Origin of the sequence: Hymenobacter chitinivorans DSM 11115 (assembly GCF_002797555.1) — a bacterium.
In the GTDB taxonomy this organism is placed as follows: Bacteria; Bacteroidota; Bacteroidia; order Cytophagales; family Hymenobacteraceae; genus Hymenobacter; species Hymenobacter chitinivorans.
This window is the reverse complement of record NZ_PGFA01000001.1, coordinates 1,411,766-1,436,229: the sequence shown is the minus strand read 5'-3', so window position 1 is coordinate 1,436,229 and position 24,464 is coordinate 1,411,766. Positions and strand designations below refer to the sequence as shown.

Annotated in this window: 21 protein-coding genes; 6 read left to right on the top strand and 15 right to left on the bottom strand. The window is 61.5% G+C overall.

The features are described from left to right. Positions 1-71: 71 nt before the first annotated feature. The 13 genes from rfbC to CLV45_RS05925 all read right to left on the bottom strand — a co-directional run bounded on the left by rfbC (position 72) and on the right by CLV45_RS05925 (position 15,308). A complete protein-coding gene (rfbC, locus tag CLV45_RS05985) occupies positions 72-641 on the bottom strand; it encodes a dTDP-4-dehydrorhamnose 3,5-epimerase (protein WP_100335467.1) in 570 nt (189 codons plus the stop codon). A 50-nt stretch (positions 642-691) separates the two neighbouring features. Next, positions 692-1,795, bottom strand: coding sequence for an NAD-dependent epimerase/dehydratase family protein (locus CLV45_RS05980; protein WP_100335466.1), 1,104 nt, complete (start codon positions 1,793-1,795; stop codon positions 692-694). A gap of 90 nt (positions 1,796-1,885) precedes the next feature. Next, the gene (gene rfbF / locus CLV45_RS05975; RefSeq protein ID WP_100335465.1) at positions 1,886-2,770 is read right to left on the bottom strand and encodes a glucose-1-phosphate cytidylyltransferase; all 885 of its coding nucleotides are present in this window, start codon (positions 2,768-2,770) and stop codon (positions 1,886-1,888) included. Between the two features lie 200 nt (positions 2,771-2,970). Further along, positions 2,971-3,750: a WecB/TagA/CpsF family glycosyltransferase gene (locus CLV45_RS05970; protein WP_245882717.1), complete on the bottom strand. Its 780-nt coding sequence runs from the start codon at positions 3,748-3,750 to the stop codon at positions 2,971-2,973. 104 nt (positions 3,751-3,854) lie between these two features. Further along, entirely contained in the window at positions 3,855-5,252 is a 1,398-nt protein-coding gene (locus CLV45_RS05965; RefSeq protein WP_100335464.1) for an exopolysaccharide biosynthesis polyprenyl glycosylphosphotransferase, read from the bottom strand. Between the two features lie 310 nt (positions 5,253-5,562). Beyond that, entirely contained in the window at positions 5,563-6,972 is a 1,410-nt protein-coding gene (preA, locus tag CLV45_RS05960; protein ID WP_100335463.1) for an NAD-dependent dihydropyrimidine dehydrogenase subunit PreA, read from the bottom strand. A 130-nt stretch (positions 6,973-7,102) separates the two neighbouring features. Next, positions 7,103-8,428 (bottom strand): FAD-dependent oxidoreductase, encoded by a 1,326-nt coding sequence (locus tag CLV45_RS05955; protein ID WP_100335462.1) that lies wholly within the window; start codon positions 8,426-8,428, stop codon positions 7,103-7,105. 156 nt (positions 8,429-8,584) lie between these two features. Further along, on the bottom strand, positions 8,585-9,451 hold the full coding sequence (locus CLV45_RS05950) for a nitrilase-related carbon-nitrogen hydrolase (RefSeq protein ID WP_245882715.1): 867 nt from the start codon (positions 9,449-9,451) through the stop codon (positions 8,585-8,587). A gap of 207 nt (positions 9,452-9,658) precedes the next feature. After that, on the bottom strand, positions 9,659-11,032 hold the full coding sequence (hydA, locus tag CLV45_RS05945; protein WP_100335461.1) for a dihydropyrimidinase: 1,374 nt from the start codon (positions 11,030-11,032) through the stop codon (positions 9,659-9,661). Between the two features lie 71 nt (positions 11,033-11,103). Further along, a complete protein-coding gene (locus CLV45_RS05940) occupies positions 11,104-11,559 on the bottom strand; it encodes a hypothetical protein (protein WP_100335460.1) in 456 nt (151 codons plus the stop codon). Between the two features lie 148 nt (positions 11,560-11,707). Beyond that, entirely contained in the window at positions 11,708-13,063 is a 1,356-nt protein-coding gene (locus CLV45_RS05935; protein WP_100335459.1) for an aminotransferase class III-fold pyridoxal phosphate-dependent enzyme, read from the bottom strand. A 219-nt stretch (positions 13,064-13,282) separates the two neighbouring features. Further along, positions 13,283-14,755, bottom strand: a complete 1,473-nt coding sequence (locus CLV45_RS05930; protein ID WP_245882710.1) for a CoA-acylating methylmalonate-semialdehyde dehydrogenase — start codon at positions 14,753-14,755, stop codon at positions 13,283-13,285. Between the two features lie 310 nt (positions 14,756-15,065). After that, the gene (locus CLV45_RS05925; protein ID WP_100335458.1) at positions 15,066-15,308 is read right to left on the bottom strand and encodes a heavy metal-binding domain-containing protein; all 243 of its coding nucleotides are present in this window, start codon (positions 15,306-15,308) and stop codon (positions 15,066-15,068) included. A gap of 171 nt (positions 15,309-15,479) precedes the next feature. On the opposite strand from CLV45_RS05925, the gene CLV45_RS05920 reads away from it, so the two are divergent. From CLV45_RS05920 to CLV45_RS05900, 5 genes are all read left to right on the top strand, one after another. After that, positions 15,480-16,085, top strand: coding sequence for a 2,3-bisphosphoglycerate-dependent phosphoglycerate mutase (locus CLV45_RS05920; protein ID WP_100335457.1), 606 nt, complete (start codon positions 15,480-15,482; stop codon positions 16,083-16,085). An 80-nt stretch (positions 16,086-16,165) separates the two neighbouring features. Beyond that, on the top strand, positions 16,166-16,795 hold the full coding sequence (locus CLV45_RS05915) for a bifunctional 4-hydroxy-2-oxoglutarate aldolase/2-dehydro-3-deoxy-phosphogluconate aldolase (protein ID WP_100335456.1): 630 nt from the start codon (positions 16,166-16,168) through the stop codon (positions 16,793-16,795). A 311-nt stretch (positions 16,796-17,106) separates the two neighbouring features. Further along, on the top strand, positions 17,107-18,252 hold the full coding sequence (gene dgoD / locus CLV45_RS05910; RefSeq protein ID WP_100335455.1) for a galactonate dehydratase: 1,146 nt from the start codon (positions 17,107-17,109) through the stop codon (positions 18,250-18,252). A 47-nt stretch (positions 18,253-18,299) separates the two neighbouring features. Then, positions 18,300-19,316, top strand: a complete 1,017-nt coding sequence (locus CLV45_RS05905; RefSeq protein ID WP_100335454.1) for a 2-dehydro-3-deoxygalactonokinase — start codon at positions 18,300-18,302, stop codon at positions 19,314-19,316. Next, positions 19,313-20,209, top strand: a complete 897-nt coding sequence (locus CLV45_RS05900) for an SMP-30/gluconolactonase/LRE family protein (protein WP_100335453.1) — start codon at positions 19,313-19,315, stop codon at positions 20,207-20,209. Before CLV45_RS05905 ends, CLV45_RS05900 begins: the two co-directional genes overlap by 4 nt. A gap of 19 nt (positions 20,210-20,228) precedes the next feature. On the opposite strand, the gene CLV45_RS05895 is transcribed toward CLV45_RS05900, so the two are convergent. Continuing rightward, complete coding sequence (locus tag CLV45_RS05895; RefSeq protein WP_100336965.1) at positions 20,229-20,765, bottom strand: YfiT family bacillithiol transferase; 537 nt, start codon at positions 20,763-20,765, stop codon at positions 20,229-20,231. A 308-nt stretch (positions 20,766-21,073) separates the two neighbouring features. Here CLV45_RS05895 and CLV45_RS05890 point away from each other — a divergent pair, with 308 nt between their 5' ends. Beyond that, complete coding sequence (locus CLV45_RS05890) at positions 21,074-23,797, top strand: SBBP repeat-containing protein (protein WP_170061818.1); 2,724 nt, start codon at positions 21,074-21,076, stop codon at positions 23,795-23,797. 16 nt (positions 23,798-23,813) lie between these two features. Here the strand turns inward: CLV45_RS05890 and CLV45_RS05885 are convergent, their stop codons facing one another. Further along, a complete protein-coding gene (locus CLV45_RS05885; protein ID WP_170061817.1) occupies positions 23,814-24,413 on the bottom strand; it encodes a TlpA family protein disulfide reductase in 600 nt (199 codons plus the stop codon). Positions 24,414-24,464: the final 51 nt, after the last annotated feature.

Sequence of the window (24,464 nt, the reverse complement as noted above, 5' to 3'; positions counted from 1 at the left end):
ATGAGAAGTGAATACTGAAGCCGGGCAAAAAAGGCCCACCGGACCCGGCTCGGCCCGGTCCGGTGGTGCCGCTAGTCTACCAGGCGGGCTTCAACTTGGATTTCGGGCACCAGGAGCTGAAAGTCCGGGTGCTTGCTGTCTTTTTCCGACACCAGCGTGGGCTCGAAGGGCCACTGAATGTTGATGGCCGGGTCGTTCCAGCGCAGGCCCCGCTCGGCGCCCGGCGCGTACTTGGCCGACACTTGGTAGCACACGTCGGTGTTGTCGGTCAGGGTCAGAAAGCCGTGGGCAAAGCGGCCGGGCACGAACAGCATCCGGAAGCTGGAAGCCGTCAGCTCCACGCCCAGCCACTGCCCGTAGGTCGGCGACTCTTCCCGCAAGTCCACGATGACGTCGTAAATGGCGCCCTGGGTGCAGCGCACCAGTTTGGTTTCCTCGTGGGGCGGCAGCTGGAAGTGCATGCCGCGCAGGGTCCCTTTGCGCGGGTTCGACGAGACGTTGGCCTGCAGCGGGGGCATCAGGATGCCGTGGGCGGCAAACTCGTCTTCGCACCAGGAACGGGCAAAGAAGCCCCGCTCGTCGGACAGCCGGTCGACGTCGATAATGAAAGCACCCGATAATTCAGTCTCCGTGAAAATCATAGGAAAGAAGGTGTAGCGGTGGTGAAAAAGAGGTTTGGCGGATTCAGAGGTCAGGACAAGGCCAGTTCGGCGGGCTCCGTGGCCTTGGCCGGCGCGGCAACTTTCTCCGCGGCCCAACTCAGGCCTTCGTCCAGCTGCCCGCTCTCGCGCAGGGCCGTGAGCACGCGCAGCCGCATCAGGTGCGACGAGCGGAATTCTGGGTCGCGGAAGCCCATCCGAATCAGCCCGTCGCGCAGCTCGGTGATGGTGTCGGCCAGGGTGCGCTGGGGCTGGTGATTGGGGGCCAGCTGCCGGAACAAGCTAAAATCCACCCGGTACGAGCGTTTGTCGGGCGGCGCGCTGGGGTTGAGCTCCACACTGGTGCCGGGAATAATGTCGGCAATGGCCGCGGCCAAATCCCGCACCTGGTAGTTCCACTCCTCCGAGCCGGCATTGATGGCCAGAAAGCTGCCCCCCACGTCGGCGGGCCGGCCAATGGCCCACTCAATGGCCCGGGCCATGTCCTGCACGTGAATCAGGGGTCGCCAGGGCGAGCCGTCGCTCAGGATGCTGATGCGGCCCGTGGCCACGGCCCCGGCCACGAAGTCATTCACCACTAAGTCCAGGCGCAGCCGGTCGCTCCAGCCGCAGGCTGTGGCAAAGCGCAGGCAGGTCACGCGGAAGCTCTCGTCGGCCAGCGGGGCCAGTTCCTGCTCACTCAGCACCTTACTGCGGGCGTAGGCCGTCAGCGGGTTCAGCTCCGACTGCTCGGTTTTGGCCCCTTCACCGCCCGCCCCGTACATGCTGCAGGAGCTGGCAAACACGAACGACGAGACGCCGGCGGCCTTGGCCCGGCGGGCCAGCCAGATACCGGCCCGGTAGTTTATTTCCAGGGTCACGTCCTCGTAGGTCTGGCCCATCGGGTCGTTGGAAATGGCGGCCAGGTGCACCACCGCGTCTACTTCCTGCAGCAGCGAATCGGGCAGGTGGCGCACGTCGCCGAAGAGCTGCCGGTCGAGGCGCGACTCGGGCAGACGCTGGGCGCCGGTGAGGCAGTGGGCAAAGTAGCCCATGTCGTAGCCGATGAGCTCGGCCTTGGGGAATACGCGCCGCAGATGGCGCACCACGCCGGGCCCGACGTAGCCCATGTTACCAGTTATGAGGATGCGTTGCATACAAAGAAGCAGTGGAATGGAGAAAATACCGGGCAATAAGCTGCCAGCCGCGCCAGAGCGGAAAGGTGTTATTATCTGTTTACAAAGAAGTTAGGCGTTGGGCAGCAGCGTGGGGGCCGCTACGCGCTGCCCGGCCGGGGCAGCCACTGCCGACGTCAGGATGTCGGTCAGCACGGGGTCGGGCGTCGCCACGGTATTCCCCCAAATTTTCCACTGGGCCTTGCCCGTGCTCCACATTTCCTCCAGCATGTTCCGGTCGCGCAGCGTGTCCATGGGCTGCCAGAAGCCAGTGTGGCGGTAAGCCGCCAGGGCCCCATCGGCGGCCAGGCGCTCCAGCGGGCCTTTTTCCCAGACCGTGTCGTCGCTGTCGATGTAGTCGAACACGGCGGGCTCGAGCACGAAGAAGCCTCCGTTAATCCAGGGCGTCTCGCCGCCTTCGGGCTTTTCCATGAAGTTGGAAATGCGGCTAGATTCGTCGCCGAGCGAGAAAACTCCGAAGCGGCCCGGCTGCCGCACGGCCGTGAGCGTGGCCAAAGCGCCCTGCTCCTGGTGGTGGCGGATGGCGGCCTGAATATCGACGTTGCCGACCCCGTCGCCGTAGGTCAGGCAGAAGGTTTCGTTGTCGAGGTGCTCCTTGACGCGGCGCAAACGGCCGCCGGTCATGGTTTCCTGCCCGGTATCGACCAGCGTCACGGTCCAGGGCTCGGCATTGCTGCGGTGAATCTGCATTTCGTTGCGGTCCATCCGAAACGTCACATCGGAGTTATGCAAGAAATAGTCCGAGAAGTACTGTTTAATCATATGGCCTTTGTAGCCGCAGCACACCACGAAGTCCCGGATACCGTGGTGGGAATAAATCTTCATAATGTGCCAGAGAATGGGCTTACCGCCAATTTCCACCATGGGTTTGGGGCGTACGCCGCTTTCTTCGCTGATTCGGGTGCCATAGCCGCCCGCAAGAATGACTGCTTTCATGCTGTGTGGATACTAGTTAAAAAGGAATCGGAGGAGACAAGACGATGTCGGGAGTAAGGCGCGGCTTACTGGTTGCTTCTTAGCTGATGAAAGATAGTACTTATTATAATATTGTCAATAATTTTTATTAATATTTTTTAAAATAAATCAATTGCTAATAAGTATAGTCCATATAAAAATACTGCTGCCGCGTTTGCAGCTTACTCGCTTTCGGCTACTACTGGAGGCCGTCCCAGGCCGTAAGACAAAGCCCGCTGAGTGATGAGGTAAACAAACCGGGTATTGGTCTTCAAATAACGCTTCCACAGGCGCTTGGGCTCCAGATACAGGCGATAAGCCCACTCCAGCCACAGCCGCCGGGCCCAGGTGGGCAGGCGCTGCTCCAGGCCGGCATACACCGGAAAAGCCTGGCCCACGCCCAGCATGCAGCTCCGAATTCGGCCGCGGTGGGCAGCCATCCAGCGCTCCTGCCGCGGACAACCCAGGGCCACGAACAGCAAATCGGGGTCGGCGGCGTTGATGGCGGCTACTTCGGCAGCATCTTCCTCGGGGGTCAGCGGGCGGAAGGGCGGCGAATGGGTACCCGCAATTTTCAGGTCGGGCAGCTCGCGCCGGGCCCGGGCCACCATGGCGGCCAGCACCTCCTCGGTAGTACCGTAGAAGTACACCGACTGCCCCCGGCGGGCCGCTTCACTGAGCAAAGCCGGCAGCAAATCCATGCCCGCAATGCGGGATTGGGGCTGCTTGTGAAACCAGCCCACGGCTGCGGCCACCGGACTGCCGTCGGGCGTGACAATGGCGGCCTCGTCCAGAATGCGGCGAAAATCGGGGTGCTGCTGGGCTTCCACCACCATGTGCACGTTGGCGCAGCACACGTAGGCCGATGACCGGGCCGCTCCCAACGCCAGAATGGCCGTTACGAAGTCAGCCGGCGTACCGGTAGAAATCCACGAATCCAGGACTTGGCGCTTGGGCAACATCGGTGAATGAGTGAATGAGTGAATGAGTAAATGAGTGAATGAGTTGTAGTTCTATCCGCGCAGTCTGCGCCAATTGAATACTTCACTCATTCACCAGCTCACCGCTAATAGGCGTTTTTCTCGCCGCGAATCATGTTCCAGACCGTTTTGCCGATGATTTTCATGTCCAGGCCAAAGGTCCAGGTTTCCATGTACTTCAGGTCGTATTCCACCCGTTTGCGCATGGCCTGGGGGGCGCGGGTTTCGCCGCGGTAGCCGTTTACCTGGGCGTAGCCGGTGATGCCGGGCGTCACGGCGTGGCGCATCTGGTAGGTGCGAATGTGCTTGGAGTATTCCTCCAGCTGCGACACCATGTTGGGCCGGGGCCCCACTACCGACATATGGCCCAGCAGCACGTTGAAAAACTGCGGCAGTTCGTCCAGGTTGTACTTGCGCAGGTACTTGCCCACCCGGGTTATGCGCGGGTCGCCGAAGGTAGCCTGCAACTCGGTTTGGCGGTGGTCGGCGCGCATGGTGCGCAGCTTGAAGCACGGAAACAGCTGATTCCGCTTGCCGGGCCGCATCTGCTTGAAAAACACCGGCCCGGGCGAGTCGAGCTTGATCAGCAACGCTAGCAGCGGCATAATAAAGGGGAAGGCCAGCAGGATAACGGCCAGGGAAAAACCAATGTCAAACACCCGCTTTAGCACCTGGTTGGTCCGGATGCCCAGGGGCTGGTGCCGGATGGTGAGAATGGGCATATGGTCGTAGAAGTACACATTGACTTCCCGGCGCACCGTACCACGGAAGTCGGGCACAATGCGGAACGAGAGAAAATGGTCGTCGGCAAACTGCGACAGTTCCTCAATGAGCTCGTGCTGGTCGAGGGGCAGCGTGAAGTAGATTTCGTCGATGGTGGTACGCAGGCAGTAGTTTTTCAGCTCGGCCAGCGGGCCCCGCACGTAGGGGCGCAGTCCTTCCGCCACGGGCTCATCGGCAAAAAAGCCCTGAAACTGGTTACCTACCGGGTCGTGGGAAGCCAGGAAGCGGTACAGCTCCTGCCCACTTTCTCCCGCGCCCACAATCACGAAGCGGGTATGGGGCCGGGCCACGTGCCGGTGGTAGGCCCGGTAGCAAAACGTGATGAGAAACCGCGCCCCCACGACGCCGGCCACCGAGAAGCTGTACACCGCAAAAATGTAGCGCAACGACAGCCAGTTGAGCTCCAGGGCCAGCACCACAGCCAGCACGATAAAGGCGTGCAGCAGGAAAGTGCGCATCAGGTAGAGCAGCTTCTCGGGGTAGGTAATGAGCTTGTCGACCCGGTAGATGTTGGCAAACTGCCCGGATAGCAGCCACCACACCAAACCGAAAATCACGAAGCAAAAGGGCGCGTAACCCGTAAAATGCCAGGTCCCCCAAATCATGCGGCTCGCCAAGCGGAAGGCCGCAAAAATTAGGACCACGTCCACGACGGGTAGCACTAGGCGCGAAGCGTCGGAATAGTGTCGGTACCGTTCCATAAACTACTGTTGGTGAGGAGGCGAGTAAGGGATTGGGGCTCTACAGTAGGTGGGATGTAGAAGAGTAGCGAGATGAAGTAACGGATAATTTAGAATTTAAGCAATAAATAATATAACTTTTGTTTTAACATGCCTTCTACTGCTTCATACATTGGTATTTACGCAATAAAAAATTTACTTAATAGACGACCTCTTCATCAGCTTAGTGCTGAGCTATAAACGCAGTGAAGCGGCTCGGCACCGGGAAACTCCCAGCACCGAGCCGCTTGCGGCTGCCCACCGGAAAGTGGGACTTGGGTAAAATCAGCTCCTATTCGGCGCCGGCCGCGGGGGTAGCTTCCAGGGCGGCAGCATCAGCAGCGGCGTATTGCCGGGCCTTGCCGGGCAGGGTTTTATGCTTTTCCTTGCCCAGAGCCGCGGCGGGCTCGGGCACCCAGTGGTGCCGGCCCCCGGCCCGCTCATCATTAAACTCCGTGGGGATGGTACCAGCCTCGGTGCGCTCCTTCCAGGTCAGGTGCTCGGTGCCGTCGTCGCGGCGCTCCATTGTGATGCACTGCTCCACGGGGCACACCAAGGAGCACAGGTTGCAGCCCACGCAGTTTTCCTGAATGATTTCCGGCGTGCGGCTGCCTTCCTGCAGCCGAATGGCCTGGTGGGCACCATCTTCGCAGGCCGTGTAGCACAGCTGGCAGCCGATGCACTTTTCCTCGTTGATATCGGCCGTCACCTTGTACTTAAGGTTGAGGTCTTCCCAGTGCTTCACGTTGGGCAGGGCCTTGCCCACCATGTCGTATATCGTGTGGAAGCCCTTTTCGGTCATGTACTGCTCCAGGCCGCTGGTCATTTCCCGGATGATGCCGAAGCCGAAGTGCATGGCCGCCGTGCATACCTGCACGCTGCTGGCACCCAGCAGGATGTGCTCCACCGCGTCGCGCCAGTTCTCGATGCCACCAATGCCGGAAATGGGCAGCTGCACCTCGGGGTGCTGGGCGCAGTTTTTCACCATATTCAGGGCAATGGGCTTCACGGCCGGGCCGCAGTAGCCGCCGTTCGAGCCTTTGCCATCCACGATTGGGTAAGGCGCAAACAGGTCCAGGTCCACGCCCACAATGCTTTGAATGGTGTTAATCAGCGAAATGGCATCGGCGCCCCCGCGGCGGGCGGCCATGGCGGGCTCGGTAATGTCACTGATGTTGGGCGTGAGCTTGACAATGACCGGAATCTTGGCCACTTCCATCACCCACTCCACAATGGTTTGGAGTACCTCGGGCTCCTGCCCTACCGCCGAGCCCATGCCCCGCTCGCACATACCGTGGGGGCAGCCGAAGTTGAGCTCGATGCCGTCGGAGCCGGCGTTGGTTACGTCGCGCACGATGTCGTGCCACTCCTGCCGGCTCTGCACCATCAGGGAGGCAATGACGGCGTGATTCGGAAAGCGCTTTTTCACTTCCTCGATTTCGCGCAGGTTGTCCGCGAGCGGGCGGTCCGAAATCAGCTCAATGTTGTTGAAGCCGACCAGGCGCTTGTCCCGGTAATTGACGCCCCCGTAGCGGCTCGACACGTTGACGACGGGCACGCCCAGGGTTTTCCACACGGCCCCGCCCCAGCCCGCGTCGAAGGCTTTCATCACCTGGTAGCCCGAGTTGGTGGGCGGCGCCGAAGCCAGCCAGAACGGGTTGGGCGACTTGATACCGGCAAAATTTATGGACAGATCTGGCATGACAAATTGTTGATTGAACCGTCATGCTGAGCTTGTCGAAGCATCTCTACTGCAATAGTAAAATCTGTTTACCACTGCGGTAGAGATGCTTCGACAAGCTCAGCATGACGTTCTTTTTTGGCTGAATGAATTAGCAGGAAAGAAAGGCGTGAATGCCGCGGGCCGTGGCTTTGGCTTCGGCCGAGGCATTGACTACTTCGGCCCCACCGTTGCGGGCGTCGCCGGAGGTAAAGTACTTGGGATTAGTGGTTTGCCCGGTGCGCTCATCGGCCACGATGCGGCCCTTGTTGTCGACCTGCAAGCCCGGAATCAGGCTCAGCAGCTGGGTTTGCTTGGCCTGCCCCGTGGCCTTGATGACCATGTCGCAGCTTTCCACAAACTCACTGCCGGGCACCACCTGCACCTGCCCGTTGAGCGTGGCCGTGCGGATAAACCGGACGCCTTCCACCTTGCCGTTGCCCACAATTTCGACCGGGGCCACGTTGAACAAGCCTTTCACGCCCACGCCCTTGGCCAGGTCGTACTCAAACTCATAGGCGCCCATTTCCTCCTTGCCGCGACGGTAGGCCAGAATTACGTCCTCCGCGCCCATGCGCGCCGACTCCGAAGCGGCATCCATAGCGGTATTGCCGCCGCCGAGCACGATGACCTTGCGCCCGACGGCGGTTTGGTGGTGGCGCATGCGCAGCTGCTCGATGAATTCTACCGCGCCCACGCAGTTGTGGCGCTCCTCGCCGGGCAGCAACAGCGGGTTGGTGGCGCCCAGGCCGATGCCCAGGAAAATGGCGTCGTAGGATTCCTCCAGCGCCTCCAGCTCCCGGCGCGAAGTAATAGGCTGGTTGTACTGCACCCGGAAGCCAAACTGGTTTTCCAGGTAGGCCATTTCGGCCAGCACTTCCTCATTGGTGATTTTGTAGGGCGCCACGCCGTACACGGTCAGGCCCGAAGGCTGGGACTTGGCCTCGAACACGTCGACTTCGTAGCCCAGGCTGCGCAGCTCGCAGGCGGCCGAAATACCGGCCGGCCCGGCACCGATGATGGCCACTTTGCGGCCGTTGGGCGCACCGGGCCCGAAAAGCTTTTTGTCCTGCTCAATAGCCTCGCGCGTGGCAAAGCTTTGCAGGCGCCCGATTTCGATGGGCTTCACGTCCTGCAGGTTATACACGCAGGCGCCTTCGCAGAGCACCTCGGTGGGGCACACTTTGCCGCAGGCGTTACCGAAGTAGTTGGCCTCGTAAATGGTGCGGGCCGCGCCGGTGGTGTTGCCGGTATTGATTTGACGGATGAATTGGGGAATGTCGATGCCGGAGGGGCAGGCTTTGATGCAAGGGGCGTCGAAGCAGAACAAGCAGCGCGAGCTTTCAAACAACGCCTCGGAGTTGTTCATCCGGGGCTTGATCTGGGAGAAATTTGCGTGAAATTCCGGCTCGGAAGTAGGGGTTTTGTACTCGGCCATGGTACTGAAGGGAGAGGGTAACGGTGGGGCAATAGCAACAGGAAAACGTCGGGTAATAAGTAGGCAGGAGCCTACCCACTGGGCACTACAAGCGCAAGCAAGGATTGGCGTGTGACCACCAACCCTTGCTTTTCAAATACTTAGCGTATCGGCTGCTTACAGCTCGACCAGCTTTTCGTAGGTTTCGGGGCGCCGGTCGCGGAAGAACTGCCAGGTGGCGCGCACCTCGTCAATTTCGTCGAGGTCGAACTCGGAAATCAGCAGCTCGTCGTTGTCCTCCGAGGCCTGGGCGAAAATCTGCCCGCGCGGGTCCACGAAGTAGCTGGTGCCGTAGAATTTGCCCAGGTTCCAGGGCTTCTCGGTCCCGACGCGGTTGATGCAGCCCATGAAGTAGCCGTTGGCCGCCGCGTGAGCCGGCTGCTCCAGCTTCCAGAGGTACTGCGAAAGGCCGGCCACCGTGGCCGAAGGGTTGTAGACGATTTCGGCCCCGTTGAGGCCCAGCACCCGGGCCCCGTCGGGGAAGTGCCGGTCGTAGCAGATATACACACCCACTTTGGCGTACTTGGTCTGGAACACGGGGTAGCCCATGTTGCCGGGCTTGAAGAAGAACTTCTCCCAGAAGCCGGAGGTGTGGGGAATGTGGTTTTTGCGGTACTTGCCCAGGTAGGTGCCGTCGGCGTCGATAACGGCGGCGGTGTTGTAGAGGAAACCGGCGGCTTCCCGCTCGTAAATCGGCACAATCATCACCATGTTGTACTTCTTGGCGTACTCGGCCATGCGGTCCGTGGTGGGGCCGGGCACCGATTCGGCCGAGGCGTACCAGGCTTTATCCTGGCCGGGGCAGAAATATGGGGTGTTGAAGATTTCCTGCAAGCACAGAATCTGCACGCCCTGGCGGCCGGCTTCTTCGATGAGCGGAATGTGCTTCTGCACCATGGCTTCCATGATTTCGGCAATGGTGCCTTCGCCTTCACTGATGGGCAGACTCATCTGAATCAACCCGGATTTAACAATTCTTGGCATTGGGAAAGAGAGGAGAAAAGGGTTTGGGAGTATGTTGATTGTCGAGTATCAGAACGAAACTCCCCTCCTTCCTTCAAGGAGGGGTGCCCGTAGGGCGGGGTGGTCAATCGTTGAACGATTCTGGAGCAGCAGTCCTAGCCTGTCGTTCTGCCGTTTCAACCACCCCTAGCCCCTCCTTCTCTAAGGAGGGGAACTAGCTTGCTAGCTTTAAAAAGCCGTTTTACCGCGTTTGATAAACTGCCCGTAGCCGCGTCCGACTTTGGTTTCGCCGCCCTCCACGGCCACTTGGCCGCGCAGAATTACGGTGTCGATTTTCCCGGTCAGCTCCCAACCTTCGTAGGCCGAGTAGTCGCAGTTCATGTGGTGGGTGTCGGCCGAAATGGTGTGTGTTTTCTCCGGATCGAAGAGCACCAAATCGGCGTCGGCGCCGATGCTGATGGTGCCTTTGCGGGGAAACATGCCGAAGATTTTGGCCGCGTTGGTACTGGTCACTTCCACAAACTTCTGCAGGCTGATTTTACCGGTCGTTACCCCTTCCGAAAACAGCAGTTCCATGCGGTGCTCAATGGCGGGGTGGCCGTTCGGGATTTTGCTGAAGTCGTCCTTGCCCATCATTTTCTGCTCCCACATAAAGGGGCAATGGTCGGTGCCGACCACCTGTACCAGGCCCTGGTTGATACCGGCCCAGAGCGTGGCCTGATCCTTCTTTTCGCGCAGCGGCGGCGACATCACCACCTTGGCCCCGTTCACCTCGTCCTCGTAGAGCGAGGCGTCGAGCACCAGGTACTGAATGCAGGTTTCCACGAAAACGCGCTGGTTGCGCTCGGTGGCCCGCCGCACCTGGTTCAAGGCGCCCTCGCAGGTCAGGTGCACGATGTAGGAATTCACGCCGGTATAGTTGGCAATGTCGGCGAAGCGGCCCGAGGCTTCGGCTTCGGTTACTTCGGGCTGCGACAAGTAATGGTAGAGCGGCGTGAGTTTGCCCGCGGCCCGGTGCTGGGCAATGAGGGTGTCAATCATGTCGCCGTTGGTGGCGTGGGCCGTGACCAAACCGCCGTGCTGCTTGACTTCCTGCATCAGCCCCACCATTTGGGCGTCGTCAATCATGAGGGCGCCCTTGTAGGCCATGAAGGTTTTGAAGGAGGTAATGCCCTCGGCAATCATGTCCTTGATTTCCTCCTTGGTGTTGGGGTTGAAATCCGTCACGGCCATGTGGAACGAGTAGTCGCCGACGGCCGTGCCGGTGGCCCGCCCTTGCCACTCGGTCAGGGCCTCGCGCAGGCTATGGCCCTGCTTCTGCAGCACGAAATCAATGACGGTGGTGGTGCCGCCGTGCAGGGCGGCGCGGGTGCCGGTTTCGTGGGTGTCGGAGCTGAAGGTGCCCATAAACGGCATGTCCAGGTGCACGTGCGGGTCGATGCCGCCGGGCACGATAATCTTGCCCGTGGCGTCAATGATTTGGTCGGCTTGCACCGGCAGGTTGCGGCCGATGGCGACGATGGTTTCGCCCTCAATCAGGATATCGCACACGCTGTCGGAATCAGCGGTAACAACCCGAGCATTTCGTACAAGTAAAGACATTCAGAACAGAGCAGCGGGTGAGCAGAAACAGGGAGAACCGAATCGATAAGATACAGCTAAATGCTTGATTTTTAATCAGCACACAGCTGTAAATTGTAGGCTTTGGCAAATTTGCTGTCGGCCAGGTTGGCTTCTTTGCCAAGTAGAATAAGGAGCCGGTCGCCGGGCCGGGCCGGGGTGACGGGCGCAATAGCCCCGTGCTCCCGGATGTAGACGGCGTTGGTAGGCTTTTCCAACCGCAGCCAAGCCCGCAAATCGTAAGAATTGAACTCGGCTACCGACTCGAAGTAGTTCCGGCCGAAAGGGCGGCGGCCCCGAATGAGGTACAGTTCCACGTGACTCGAATCATTAGCCGCCACGGGCAAGGAGATGGTTCGGAAGCGGGAGAGCTTTTGACATTTCTCCAGGTCAAACTCTTTTCCATTTACCAGCACCACAGCCGCGGACTGAGCCACCGCGCTGCTGCCCGCCAGGGAAAGGATAATTCCTGCCAGCAGCAGTAGGGCAACCCGGAAAGTGAAGCACATATTCCTTACAATGTGAGAGCCGCCAAAAGCCCATGACAACCACCGTCGGGGCCTTGCCCCGACGGCGCTTACCGAGCTCAGGCGTAAAAACGAACTAGCTACCTCCTCTTCCGGGCGGAAAGTGAAAGGCTTGAACCGATGCGAGGAGCTACTGCGTCACGTACTCGTCGGCGACGCGGATGGCCTGGGAAATAATGTCCAGGCCTTCATCCAGCTCGTCCTTGGTGATGCTCAGGGGCGGGGCCACGAAAATGTAGTTCCAGCGCACGAAGGTGTACATGCCCAGCTCCTTGATTTTGGCGGCCACCTTATTCATGATTTCCATCTGGTTCGGGGCCGCGTTCCAGGGCGCCATCGGCTCCTTGGTTTCGCGGTTTTTCACCAGCTCGATGCAGCCAAACAAGCCCGTGTTGCGCCAGTCGCCGATGCTGGGGTGCTGCTCGATCAGCTGGGCCATCCGCTCGTCGAGGTAATGGCCCAGCGTGACGGTATTTTCGAGCAGGTTGTCTTGCTCGTAAATATCCAGCACGGCCACGGCAGCGGCGCAGGATACGGGGTGGGCCGAGTAGGTCAGGCCCAGCGGCAGGGGCTTGTCGTCGAAGGACTTGGCAATGGCTTCATCGACCATCACCGCGCCCAGGGGCAGGTAGCCGGCGGTAATGCCCTTGGCCATGCACATCAAATCCACTTTCACGCCGTGGTGGTCGGAGCCAAACCACTTGCCGGTGCGCCCAAAGCCGCTCATCACCTCGTCGGCCACGAGCAGGATGCCGTACTTGTCGCAAATGGCGCGCACCCGCTGCCAGTAGGTCGGCGGGTACTTGATACAACCCGAGGTGCCCGACTCGCCCTCCAGGATAATGGCGGCCACGCTGCCCGGGTTTTCGTACTGAATAATGCGCTCCATGGCCGCGGCGGCCCGCTCGGCACACTCTTCGGGCGTGCTGCTGTACCAGGGGCAGCGGTAGGAGTACGGGTTTTCGACGTGGACCACGCCCGGCATAGCCTGGCTGTCGACGGCAAACTTGCGCGGGTCGCCGCCGGCGCTGATGGCCCCGTACGAAGCGCCGTGAAACGACTGGTACAGGGTCACGATTTTGTGGCGGCCGGTGTAGACGCGGGCCAGCTTGATGGCGTTTTCAATGGCCTCGGCCCCACCCAGCGTAAAAAAGGCCTTGGTCAGGTTGGCGGGCGTGATTTCCGCGAGCTTCTTGCCCAAATCCCCGCGGGCCTTGGTAATCATGCCCGGGTAGACGTAGCTCAGCTCCCGCATCTGGGCCGCCACGGCTTCGGTTACGCGCTGGTCGCCGTGCCCGATGTTGACGTTCATTAGCTGGGACGAAAAGTCGATGTAGCGCTTGCCGTCCCGGTCCCAGAGGTAAACGCCCTCGGCCCGTTCGGCGCTTATCGGGTTCAGGCCAGCCTGTTTCGACCAGGAAAAAAGCGTGTGTTCCAGGTTGTCCTGCAGAATCTGGTCTTTATCGGTGTCGGTGTAGGTTTCCATTGGGGAGAAGGAGGCAAAGGTTATTCTAGAAACTAGTTCCCCTCCTTTTTTCAAGGAGGGGTGCCCGAAGGGCGGGGTGGTTAGCTAGAGCGAGAAATGGTTGGGTGATGTCGAAAAATTAGAATTAGGGCCAACTGGTCGTTCTGGCGCTTCAACCACCCCTAACCCCTCCTTATTTTAAGGAGGGGAACTAGCTTTTAGACTCTAGCTTAAAATACGCTAGCTCATCCAGTTAACGCGCGACTCGGGATTCCACTTGGTCGTGGTTTTCTTGAGCTGGGTCCAGAACTCGATGGAGCTTTTGCCGGTGATGTCGCAGGCCCCGAACTTTGACTCGTTCCAGCCACCGAAGGAAAACGGCTCCCGGGGCACGGGCACGCCGATGTTGACGCCAATCATGCCGGCCGAGGCGTGGTCCATGACGTAGCGGGCCGAGCTGCCGCTGCTGGTGAATACGGCCGCGGCATTGCCGTAAGGGTTGGCGTTTTCGATGGCCAGGGCCTCATCCAGGGTGTTGGTGCGCATGATGGCCAGCACCGGGCCGAATACTTCCTCTTGAGCAATGCGCATGTCGGGTGTCACGTAGTCTACCACGGTGGCACCCACGTAGTAGCCGCCCTCGTGGCCGGGCACCACGGCGCCTCGGCCGTCGAGCAGCACTTTGGCCCCAGCGGCTTCGGCTTCGGTGATGTGCGCTTCGATACGGGCCTTGGCTTCCTTGCTGATAACTGAGCCCAGATTCTGGCCGGGCACAATCTTGCGGGCTTCTTCCACCAGCTTGCTCACGATATGGTCGACGGCGCCCACGCCGACCATGGTAGAGCCGGCCATGCAGCGCTGCCCCGCGCAGCCCGACATGGAGGCAGCCACGTTGGAGGCCGTCATTTCGGGGTGGGCATCGGGCAGCACCATCAGGTGGTTTTTGGCCCCGCCCAGGGCCACGCAGCGCTTCAGGTTACTGGTAGCCCGGATGTAGACGACTTTGGCAATGGCCGTGGAGCCCACAAACGACACGGCCTCAATGCCGGGATGGTCGCAGATGGCTTCCACAATTTCCCGGTCGCCGTGCACGATGTTGAGCACGCCGTCGGGCAGGCCGGCTTCCTTGAGCAGCTCGGCAATCTTGCCCGCACTGAGCGGCACTACTTCCGAGGGCTTCAGAATCATGGTATTGCCCAGCACCAGGGCGTTGGGGATGGTCCAGTGGGGCACCATATTGGGAAAGTTGAAGGGCGCAATACTGGCCACCACGCCCAGGGGCTTACGCTCCACGCGGGCTTCCACGCCCTTGCTTACTTCCAGAAATTCGCCCTGGATCAGCTGGGGCATGGAGCAGGCAAATTCGGTGAGCTCAATGGCCTTTTCGACTTCGGCCCGGGCCTCGTCGTAGGTCTTGCCGTTTTCCTCGCGCACGAGGTTGGCCAGCTCCTGCATGTCGCGCTCCAGTAGGGTTTTGTAGCGGTAGAAAATCTGGACCCGCTCCTTAATTGGAATAGCCGACCACGCGGGAAAGGCCGCTTGGGCAGCATCCACGGCTTGGCGCAGGGCCGGCATCCCGCTCAGGGGCACCGTCGAAATAACGGCCCCGCTCAGCGGACTAAATACTTCCAGGCTACGCGGCGTGCTGCTGTCCACAAACTGCCCGGCCACGTAATTGCGGACCGCGGGATACTTCAACGTTTCGACTTCCATGTTAAGAAATTGTTAAGCGGCTGCAAGTAATGAGTTTGCTGCACTTATGCAAATACTTAGCTCGGCCACTAATGGGGCTAGGCGTCGCTAAAAAAGCATTTCTTGCCAATATTCAGCCTTTTCTATTCCTGTAAATAATGCAACTGAGCCAGTTTCTGCAATCGTTTGCAGGTTAAATTCAGCATCGAAAGCTAATTTTGCCTACTCTAAGAGCCCAAAAAATAAACCCCAGTCGGTAGGCAAAGGCCCCGGTTGGTACGGGTGACTTTGCCTACTGGCCGGGGCTGCGCAACGGCGAAACCGAGCGGGACTAGCTTTTTTTCTCCAGCTCCATTTCGCACACTGGGCACTTGCCGGGCTTGGGGCTCTGGCTGCCTTCGCAGCCCATCGGGCACTCGTAGAGCGCAGCTTTGGCCGGAGTAGGAGTTGACTCGGACTCGGACTTGGCCGCGGCCGACGGCGACGTAGTAGTGTCGGCGGGCTGTTGGTTGCAGCTGCTCAGCAGGACGAGGCCCGCAACAAGGGCACCAGACAGAAACGAATTGATCTTCATAAGGAGAGGCAAGGCTACTAGGAAAGAATTAAGACGGCGGGCCGAAGGGTAAAATTACGAAGGAACCCGGACCCGGCCCGCTTCGGCCCCGGGCAGCAGTGGGGGCGGCGCTTGTTCACGCGGGGTTCATGCGCCAACCGTACTATTGGGCCTCACTCTCGCTGCTTACGTATGGCAACTCTGGTTTTGGTCCGGCACGGGCAATCGGTGGCTAACTTGGCCAATGTGTTTACGGGCTGGCTCGACGTGGCCCTCACGCCCCAGGGTGAAGCCGAGGCCCGGCAGGCCGGCGCCAAGCTGCGCGCCTTGCACTTCGACCAGGCCTACTGCTCCACGCTGGTCCGCTCCCGACGCACCCTGGAGCTGATTCTGGAGCAGCTGCACCAGGCCACCGTGCCCGTGCACGCCGCCGAGGCCCTGCGGGAACGGATGTACGGGGCGCTGCAGGGTTTGAACAAGGCCGAAACCATCCGCCAGTACGGGCTGACGCAGGTGAATACCTGGCGGCGCAGCTACGAGGATGCCCCGCCCGAGGGCGAAACCCTGCACCACACCCAGCAGCGGGTAGTGGCCTACTACGAGCAGGAAATTGCGCCCCAGCTCCGGCGGGGCCGGCACGTGCTGGTGGTGTCGCACGGCAACACGCTGCGGGCCTTGCGCATGCAGCTTGAGGGGCTGAGCGTGGCCCAGGTGGAAGCCCTGGAAATTCCGACCGGGGGCGTGCGGGTATACGAGCTGGACTCGGCCCTGGCCATCGGGCAGATGCGGGATTTGTAAGCGCAGCCCTATCAACGCGGCCGGTGGTTGTTGCGTTAAGCTGACCGACCTTTTCTATTTAACCTTCTTCTTGTAGTGCTATGGCAACTTCCGTTTTATCCCATTTGCTCCAGCACCAGCTGGTTTCCATTATCCGCGGTGCCAACCCCGACGATTTGGTGAGCATTGTGCGGGCCCTGCACGCGGGCGGCATCCGCTCGGTGGAAATTACCATCAACTCGCCCCAGGCCCTGCAGGGCATCGAGAAAGTAGTTGCCGAGCTGGGCGACGAGCTGATGGTGGGTGCGGGCACCGTGCTGGACCCCGAAACGGCCCGCCTGGCCCTCAACGCCGGCGCCCGATTTATCATCTCGCCCACCCTGAACGTGAAGACCATCAGGATGACCAAGCGCTACGGGGCCATCAGCATTCCCGGGGGCTTCACCCCGACCGAAATTCTGACGGCCTACGAGCACGGGGCCGACATCATCAAGGTGTTTCCGGCCTCGTTGGGTGCCACGTATTTCAAGGACCTCAAAGGTCCGCTGCCCTTTATTCCGCTCATGCCCACGGGCGGGGTAAAGCTGGACAACATCCGCGAGTTTCGGCAGGCCGGCGCGGCAGCCTACGGGCTAGGCAGCTCCCTGGTCGATACCAGCCAGCCCGCGACGGACGAGTACCTGCAGCAGCTCACGCGCAAGGCCCAGGAGTTTGTGCAGGCCATTGCCTGAGTAGTACGGCGTTTGGTAGCATAGCACGACCTGTCGACCATTCTGCGCCTCCAGCACAGACGAGGCATCTGGTGGGCGGCCGTTGCCACACTATCTGGCATCCTGAATGAAGCAAAGCGGAATGAAGGACCTTCCCTGCCTACCCCACTCCAGTTCCTGTCAACGTACCAAGGCCCCGCCCCATCAGCACGAAAACGGGCTTTTACACATTGAATGACGGTTGTCACTCAGGCGAGCAAGATCCTTCACTCTGCTCGGGATGACCGACTGAACAATGACGTTCCCCTCCCCTACTTTCCCCTTCCTTTCCTATGAAAATTACCGGTTTTAAACTCTACCAAGTGCCGCCGCGCTGGCTGTTTCTCAAGATTGAAACCGACGAAGGCCTGGTGGGCTGGGGCGAGCCGGTGATTGAGGGCAAGGCCGCCACCGTGGCCACGGCCGTGCAGGAGCTGATGGGCAACCTCATTGGCAAGAGCCCGCTGCCGATTGAAGACCACTGGAACGTGCTCTACCGGGGCGGCTTCTACCGGGGCGGCCCGATTCTGATGAGCGCCCTGGCCGGCATCGACCAGGCGCTGTGGGATATCAAAGGCAAGTTTTTCAACGCCCCGGTTTACCAGCTGCTCGGCGGCCTGGCCCGGGACACGATGCGGGTGTACTCCTGGATTGGCGGCGACCGGCCCCACGACGTGGGTTTGGCGGCCCAGGGCATGGTCGACAAGGGCTTTACGGCCATCAAGATGAACGCCACCGATGAGATGGGCTACCTCGATAGCTACGCCAAGATTGACGCCGCCGTGGCCCGCATTGCCGCCGTGCGCGCCGTGGACCCGTACCTGGGCATCGGCGTCGATTTTCACGGGCGGGTGCACAAGCCCATGGCCAAGATTCTGGCCAAGGAGCTGGAGCCGTTCCGGCCCATGTTTATCGAGGAGCCGGTGCTTTCCCAGAACAACGAGGCCCTGCGCGACATTGCCCGCCACACCTCCATTCCCATTGCTACCGGCGAAAGGATGTTTTCCCGCTGGGACTTCAAGCAGCTGCTCATCGACGGCTACGCCGATATCATTCAGCCCGACCTCTCGCACGCCGGCGGCATTACCGAGTGCAAGAAAATCATCAGCATGGCCGAGGCTTTCGACGTGGCCGCCGCCCCGCACTGCCCGCTGGGGCCCATTGCCCTGGCCGCCTGCCTGCAGGTGGATGCCACCTGCCACAACGCCTTTATTCAGGAGCAGAGCCTGGGCATTCACTACAACGTGGGCAACGATTTGCTCGACTACCTCTTGGACCCGACCGTGTTTGAGTACCACAACGGCTACGCCAACATCCCGACCGGGCCGGGCCTGGGCATCGAAATCAACGAAGAGTACGTGATACAGCGGGCCAAAATTGGCCACGACTGGAAGAACCCGGTGTGGCGCAACACCGACGGCAGCGTGGCCGAATGGTAGCCGCTTTGCGTAGTATCCAGGACACAAACCGGGCTTAGGCCTACGCTATGGAGGAATTAACGCACTTTCTGAGCTGTGACTGGGGCACTTCGTCGTTTCGGCTGAAGCTGGTGGAGCTGCCCGGTTTGCGGGTGGTGGCCACCTCGACTTCCGACGAGGGCAACGCGGCCACGTTTGCCAAGTGGCAGGAAACCAAGCAGCCGGATGACCAGCGCCTGGGCTTTTACTTAAAGGTTCTGGCCGGGCACGTGCGCAAACTCGAAGAAGATGCCGGCCGGCCGCTTACGGGCGTGCCGGTGGTTATATCGGGCATGGCTTCCTCCACGGTGGGCATGCTGGAGCTGCCCTACAAACCGATGCCCTTCGCCGTGGACGGCGCCGACCTGGCCACCAAGCTGCTGCCCGCCACGGCCGATTTTGCCCAGCCGGTGCTGCTGATTTCGGGCGTCCGGACCCCGGACGACGTGATGCGCGGCGAAGAAGTGCAGCTCGTGGGCTGCGGCTTTGCCGCCACCGACCAGGAGCAGCTGTTTTTGCACCCCGGCACCCACGCCAAGCACGTCACGATTCGCGGCGGGCAGGCCGTGGCCCTGAAAACCTACATGACCGGGGAGTTTTTTGCCCTGCTTTCCAAGCAAAGCATTCTGGCTTCGGCCGTGGAAAAAAACGACGATTTTGAGCGGCCCGAACACCGGCGGGCTTTCGAGCGAGGCGTGCAGGCCAGCCAAACTGAGAACCTGCTGCACAACGCCTTTCTGGTGCGCACCAACCAGCTGTTCGATAAGCTCAGCAAGCCCGAGAATTTCTACTTTCTCAGCGGCCTGCTTATCGGCGCCGAGCTGCGCAGCTTTCCCGCCGACTTCCGGGGCCCCGTGGTATTGGCCGGCGAAAAAGCCCTGGTGCAGCACTACGAAGCAGCCCTGGAGCTGCTGGGCATCACCCAACGCCTGGCCGCGCTGACGATAAAAGGCGCCGAAGAAGTGACGTTGCAAGGCCAGGCGGCGGTGCTGCAACGTCTGCGCGAAGCAGGGCAGCTAACCGAACATAAAACCACCCAAGGATGACGCCCACCCTCACCTCCGCTCCGGCCGTGCGCGTGGTGCTGCCGGCCCAGGCCCAGTTGGGCGAAGGCGCCCTCTGGAACCCGCTCGACCAGCGCCTGTACTGGGTCGACATTGAAGGGCAGGCGCTCCACATTTTCGACCCGGCTACGGGCCTCGACCGGCAGTTGCCGACCCATTCCCGGGTGGGCACCGTGGTACCGGCCGGGCCCGACTCAGTGCTGGTAGCGTTGCAAAACGGAATTCACCGGCTCAATACGGTTACCGGCGAAATGACCTGCCTGGTCGACCCGCTCCACGACCCGAAGCTGCGCTTCAACGACGGCAAGTGCGACCCGGCGGGCCGGTTCTGGGTGGGCACCCTCGATAGGAGCAGCCGGCCCCACCACGCCACGCTCTACCGCCTCGACCCCGACGGCAGCCTGCACACCATGCTCACCGGCGTCACGATTTCCAACGGCCTGGTCTGGACCCCGGACCGGCGCACGATGTACTACGTCGACACGCCCACCCAAACCGTGCAGGCCTTCGACTATGACCACGCCACCGGCGCCATTACCAACGGTCGGGTAGCCGTCCGGATTCCGGACGCGGAAGGGTCGCCCGACGGTATGACCCTCGACGCCGACGGCCACCTTTGGATTGCGCTCTGGGGCGGGGCCCAGGTGGGGTGCTACGACCCAGCCACGGGCCACAAGCTGGGTGCGGTGCCCGTGCCGGCGTTGCACACCTCGTCCTGCGCCTTTGGTGGGCCCGAGCTCAAAACCCTGTTCATTACCAGCGCCCGGCAGGATCTGACGCCCGCGCAGCTGGCCCAGTACCCCCTTAGCGGCAATATATTTGCCACCGAGCCGGGTGCCGTAGGTTTGCCCGCCGACGTGTACCGGGGCGCTTAAATTCCACGAAGCACACGCCTCACCCCTCCCGGCTCAGCAGCTCAATGTGGGCCAGATGGTGGCGGCCGTGCCAGCTGTACTGGGCCAGGGCCTGGTCGAGGGTGTAAGTGCGCTGGTAGCTGGGGTGGTAAAACGTGCGCTGCCACTGCTCGTCGGTCAGGTGCCAGAGCAGCGTAACCCAGCGCGAATGCACGGCCTCCAGCAGCATGAGCGACACCGTGACGGGCGAGGCGGCCACGTCGGGCAGCTCGGCCCAGGCATTCATGTCGAAGGGCCGGATGGTGGGGTTATCCTCGGTCAGGGCCAGGCGGAAGCGCATATCGAAGTTCTGGTGCACGTCGGCCACGTGGTGCAGCACCTGCCGGCCACTCCAGCCCCCGGGCCGGTACGAGTTTTCCAGCCGGACGCCCCCGGCTTTGCGGGCCGCGGCGGTCAGCTGGGCCGGCAAGGCGGCCAGCTGATTGATGTACACCGTTCTTTCGGCGGGCGTCAGGGGGCCGTCGGGCAGCGTGGGCTTGCCAATAGGATATTGCAGATCGGGCAGGTTGGTTTCCATAATGCCAAACATACTACTGGGCCCGAAATTACGGGTTGCGGCTTATCTAACCTGCCCTTAAATGTGCTGGCAGCTTCCTATTATTATAACCGGTCGGCTACTACCTTTGGGCGGCCCTGCTCCTTCCCTAGCCACGCCGCTGCTAACTTATCCGCTGGCCGGGCCTTGCTTTTTGACTAGCCAAACCGGCAACCACGGCCGAAGCTATGGGCTGGTTTATTCATCTAATAACCTTTATAGTGCACCGCCTGTCATTATTCTACCGCTTTTACCGGCCTTTGTGGGTCCTGTTGGTACTTTTTAGCTTGTTGCTCGGCTCTACCTGGGCGCAGGCCCAGGCGCCCGGATTCGATATGGCCGTGGCAATGGGCTCGAACTCCAACTTAGCCACACTGGCCACCGACATCGTGGTGGATGCGGCTGGCAATAGCTACGTCACCGGCTTTTTTGGGGGGACTATTAACGTCAACGGCAGCAATATAACGGCCGATAAGGATGACATTTTCGTCGCTAAGCTCGACCCGGTCGGCCGCATTATCTGGTTTGCCCGGGCTGGGGGCAATGCCCAGGAGTTCAGCAATGGTATTGCCCTAGACGGCAGCGGCAACGTGTATATCACCGGCGACTTTCTGAGCCCGACCATCCGGTTTGGCAGCAGCCTGCTCACCAATTCCTTCGATGGCCCGGACTACAACAGCCGGGAGATTTACGTAGCTAAGCTAGACGCTAACGGCAACTGGGTCTGGGGCGCCATTGCGGGCGGCGCCGGCCCCGACACCGGACACGATATTGCTGTCGATGGCGGCGGCAACGCTTATATCACTGGCAGCTATATGTCGGCGGCCAGCTTCGGCAGTACACTGCTGCCCCTGGTTCGCCTGAATGGCACTTCACTTAGCCCAGAGGTATTCGTGGCCAAGCTGAGCTCCCAGGGCACCTGGCTATGGGCCCGCAACTCGGGTAGCGGCGCGGGATGCCGGGGCACCGGCATCGGGCTCGACGCCGTGGGCAACCTGTACGTGGCGGGCTCCTCGACTAACCTCTTGCCCGGGGCCTGGCTGGGGCCGTTTGGCCTACCCACCGCCGGGCTGTTTGTGGCCAAGCTCACCACCCAAAACGGCAGCCTGCTGTGGGCCACCGGCGGTACCGGGGCCACGGGCTACGGCGGCTTTGGTGCCTACACCTATTCGGGCAGCGTGAAGCTGGCCGTCGATGGGCAAAACAACCCGGTTATCAGCGGCAGCTTTATTCAGACCCTGCAGCTGGGCCCCTACGCGCTAACGGCATCTGGTTCCGGCTCCGACGGCTTCGTAGCCAAGCTCGACGCAGCCGGGGCCTACCGCTGGGCCACGCAAACCGGCGACGGGGGCCGCGACTTGTGCAACAGCATTGCGGCCGATGCTAATGGCAACTGCTTCGTGACGGGCTCCTTCGAAAACACCGCCCGGTTTGGGTCGTTCAGCCTTACTGCCGCCTCACCCAACACCACCGACGCCTTTACCGCCATGCTCGGCCCCACGGGCACTTGGCGCTGGGTGACTTCCGTGTCGGGCCCCCGGATTGACAATGGTATCTGCGTGGCCGTGGGCCCGGGCCGCACTACCTACCTGGGGGGCGAAACCCTGGGCTACCCGGTGCGGTTCGGGGACGGCAGCGGCGCGGCCATCGGCAGCGTGGCGGGCCTCCCGGGCTTCGTGGCCCGTCTGCAGCCCTACCCTTCCCTGGCGCTTTCCGGCGACTCACTGGTGTGCCGCGGCGGACAGGTGCAACTCACGGCTACTACGTCGGGCGCCGTCAGCGGCTACCGCTGGAGCACGGGCGCCACCTCCGCCAGCATTGCCGTAACGCAGCCGGGCACGTACTCCGTTACGGCCACTTTCGGCGGGGGCTACACCCTGACCGAGACGTACCGGGTGCGCAGCATCGCGCCCACCGTGCAAATCAGTGGCGGAACCGAGCCGCTGTGTCCCGGCGCTTCGGCCACGCTCACTGCCACGGCGCCGGAAGCCCGCAGCCTGCGCTGGAGCACGGGCGCCACCACGCCCGGTATCAGCGTGAGTCAGCCCGGCACGTATTCCATCACGGCCCAGTACAGCTCCGGCTGCGCCGTAACCGAGCAGGTCGTTGTGGTCGGCAATGCCTTGAACATCACTGGGCGGCAGCAGCTGTGCCCGGGCCAGAGCACCACGCTGACGGCCGCCGGCACCGGGGCCGCCGTGGTGGGCTACCGCTGGAGCGGCGGCGAAACTACCCCCACGCTGCGGGTAAGCCAAGCGGGCACGTATTGGGTGACGGCTACTTTTGCCAATGGCTGCACCCTGACCAAAGCGCACAGCGTGGGGCCACCCACGGCCAAAGTAGCATCGGTAAGCGGCGACACGCTGCTCTGCCCCGGCACTACGCTCCGGCTGACGGCCCTGAACCCCGACGCGCTAACCTACCAGTGGAACACCGGCGCCACCACTCCGGATATTACCCTCAGTACGCCCGGGCGCTACAGCGTGCTGCTCACTTACTCCGGCGGCTGCACCAGCCGCGACTCCCTCGAGGTGCAGACAGCCCCGCTGGCGCCGGTCTTCACCCTGGGCCCCGACACCACGCTGTGCCTGGAAAAAACCCTGGTGCTGCGCGCGCCGGCCGTGAGTGGCCCCGGCGTTGTGCTGCGCTGGTCCGACGGGTCTACGGGCTCCACGCTGCGGGTTAGTGAGCCCGGCCAGTACTCGTTGCGCATCACCACGCCCTGCGACACGCGCACGGCCAGCCGCAACGTGGCCTATGAACCGTGCTTCAAGGCCCCCAATATTATTACCCCCAACAACGACAACCTCCACGACACCTTCGTCATCAACGAACTGAGCCGCGGGCCCTGGCGCCTGGAAATCTACTCGCGCTGGGGCAAGAAGGTGTACCAAACCGAAGCTTACCAGAACGACTGGGGCCCAGACGCGGCCCCGGGCGTCTATTATTACCTGCTGCGCCCCGCGGCGGGCTCCGGCGAGGCCACCAGGGGCTGGCTGGAAGTAGTGCGGTAAAGCCCCAGGCGGCCGGCTACGTACGGGGTGGCCCGGCCAGCTTTTCCAGGGCCGCCTTGAACTCGGGCGTGTCGTAGTCGGCCATGCCGTCGTGGCGGGCCGCTACCTGCCCGTCGGGGCCGAGAATGACGGTGCTCGGAATCGAGTTGGAATCGAAGGGCGCGGGCAGGTTATCGGTGGGAAAGTACACGGGGAAAGTATAGCCCTTGCGCTGCACCAAGTTGCGGGCTTTGGCCGGGTTCTGGTCCAGGGAAATCATGACGAAGGCCACTTTCCGCGGGTCCAGCTTCTTATACAGAGCGTGAATGCCAGGCATTTCGGCCACGCAGGGCGGGCACCAGCTGGCCCAGAGGTTGACGAACACCACCTTGCCCCTGAGCGTGCTCAGGCTTACTTCTCGGCCCTGCATATCCAGCAGGGTCAGGTTGTGCGGGTAAGCGCTGCTGGTAGCCACCACCGGGGCTTTTTCGGGCAGCTGCGGCACATCCGCCTGCCAGAGGCCGGTAGCCAGCAATCCGCGCTGCAGGCCGCCCAGCACCGGGGTGCGCAAATCGGTGAACAGCACCACGGCCAGCAGGGCGAAAGGCAGCCACTGCAACAGGTTTTTACGATTCATAGGACAAGGGGCGCGGGTCGGGGAATAGCGGAACTGCTCCGCTAACAGCGG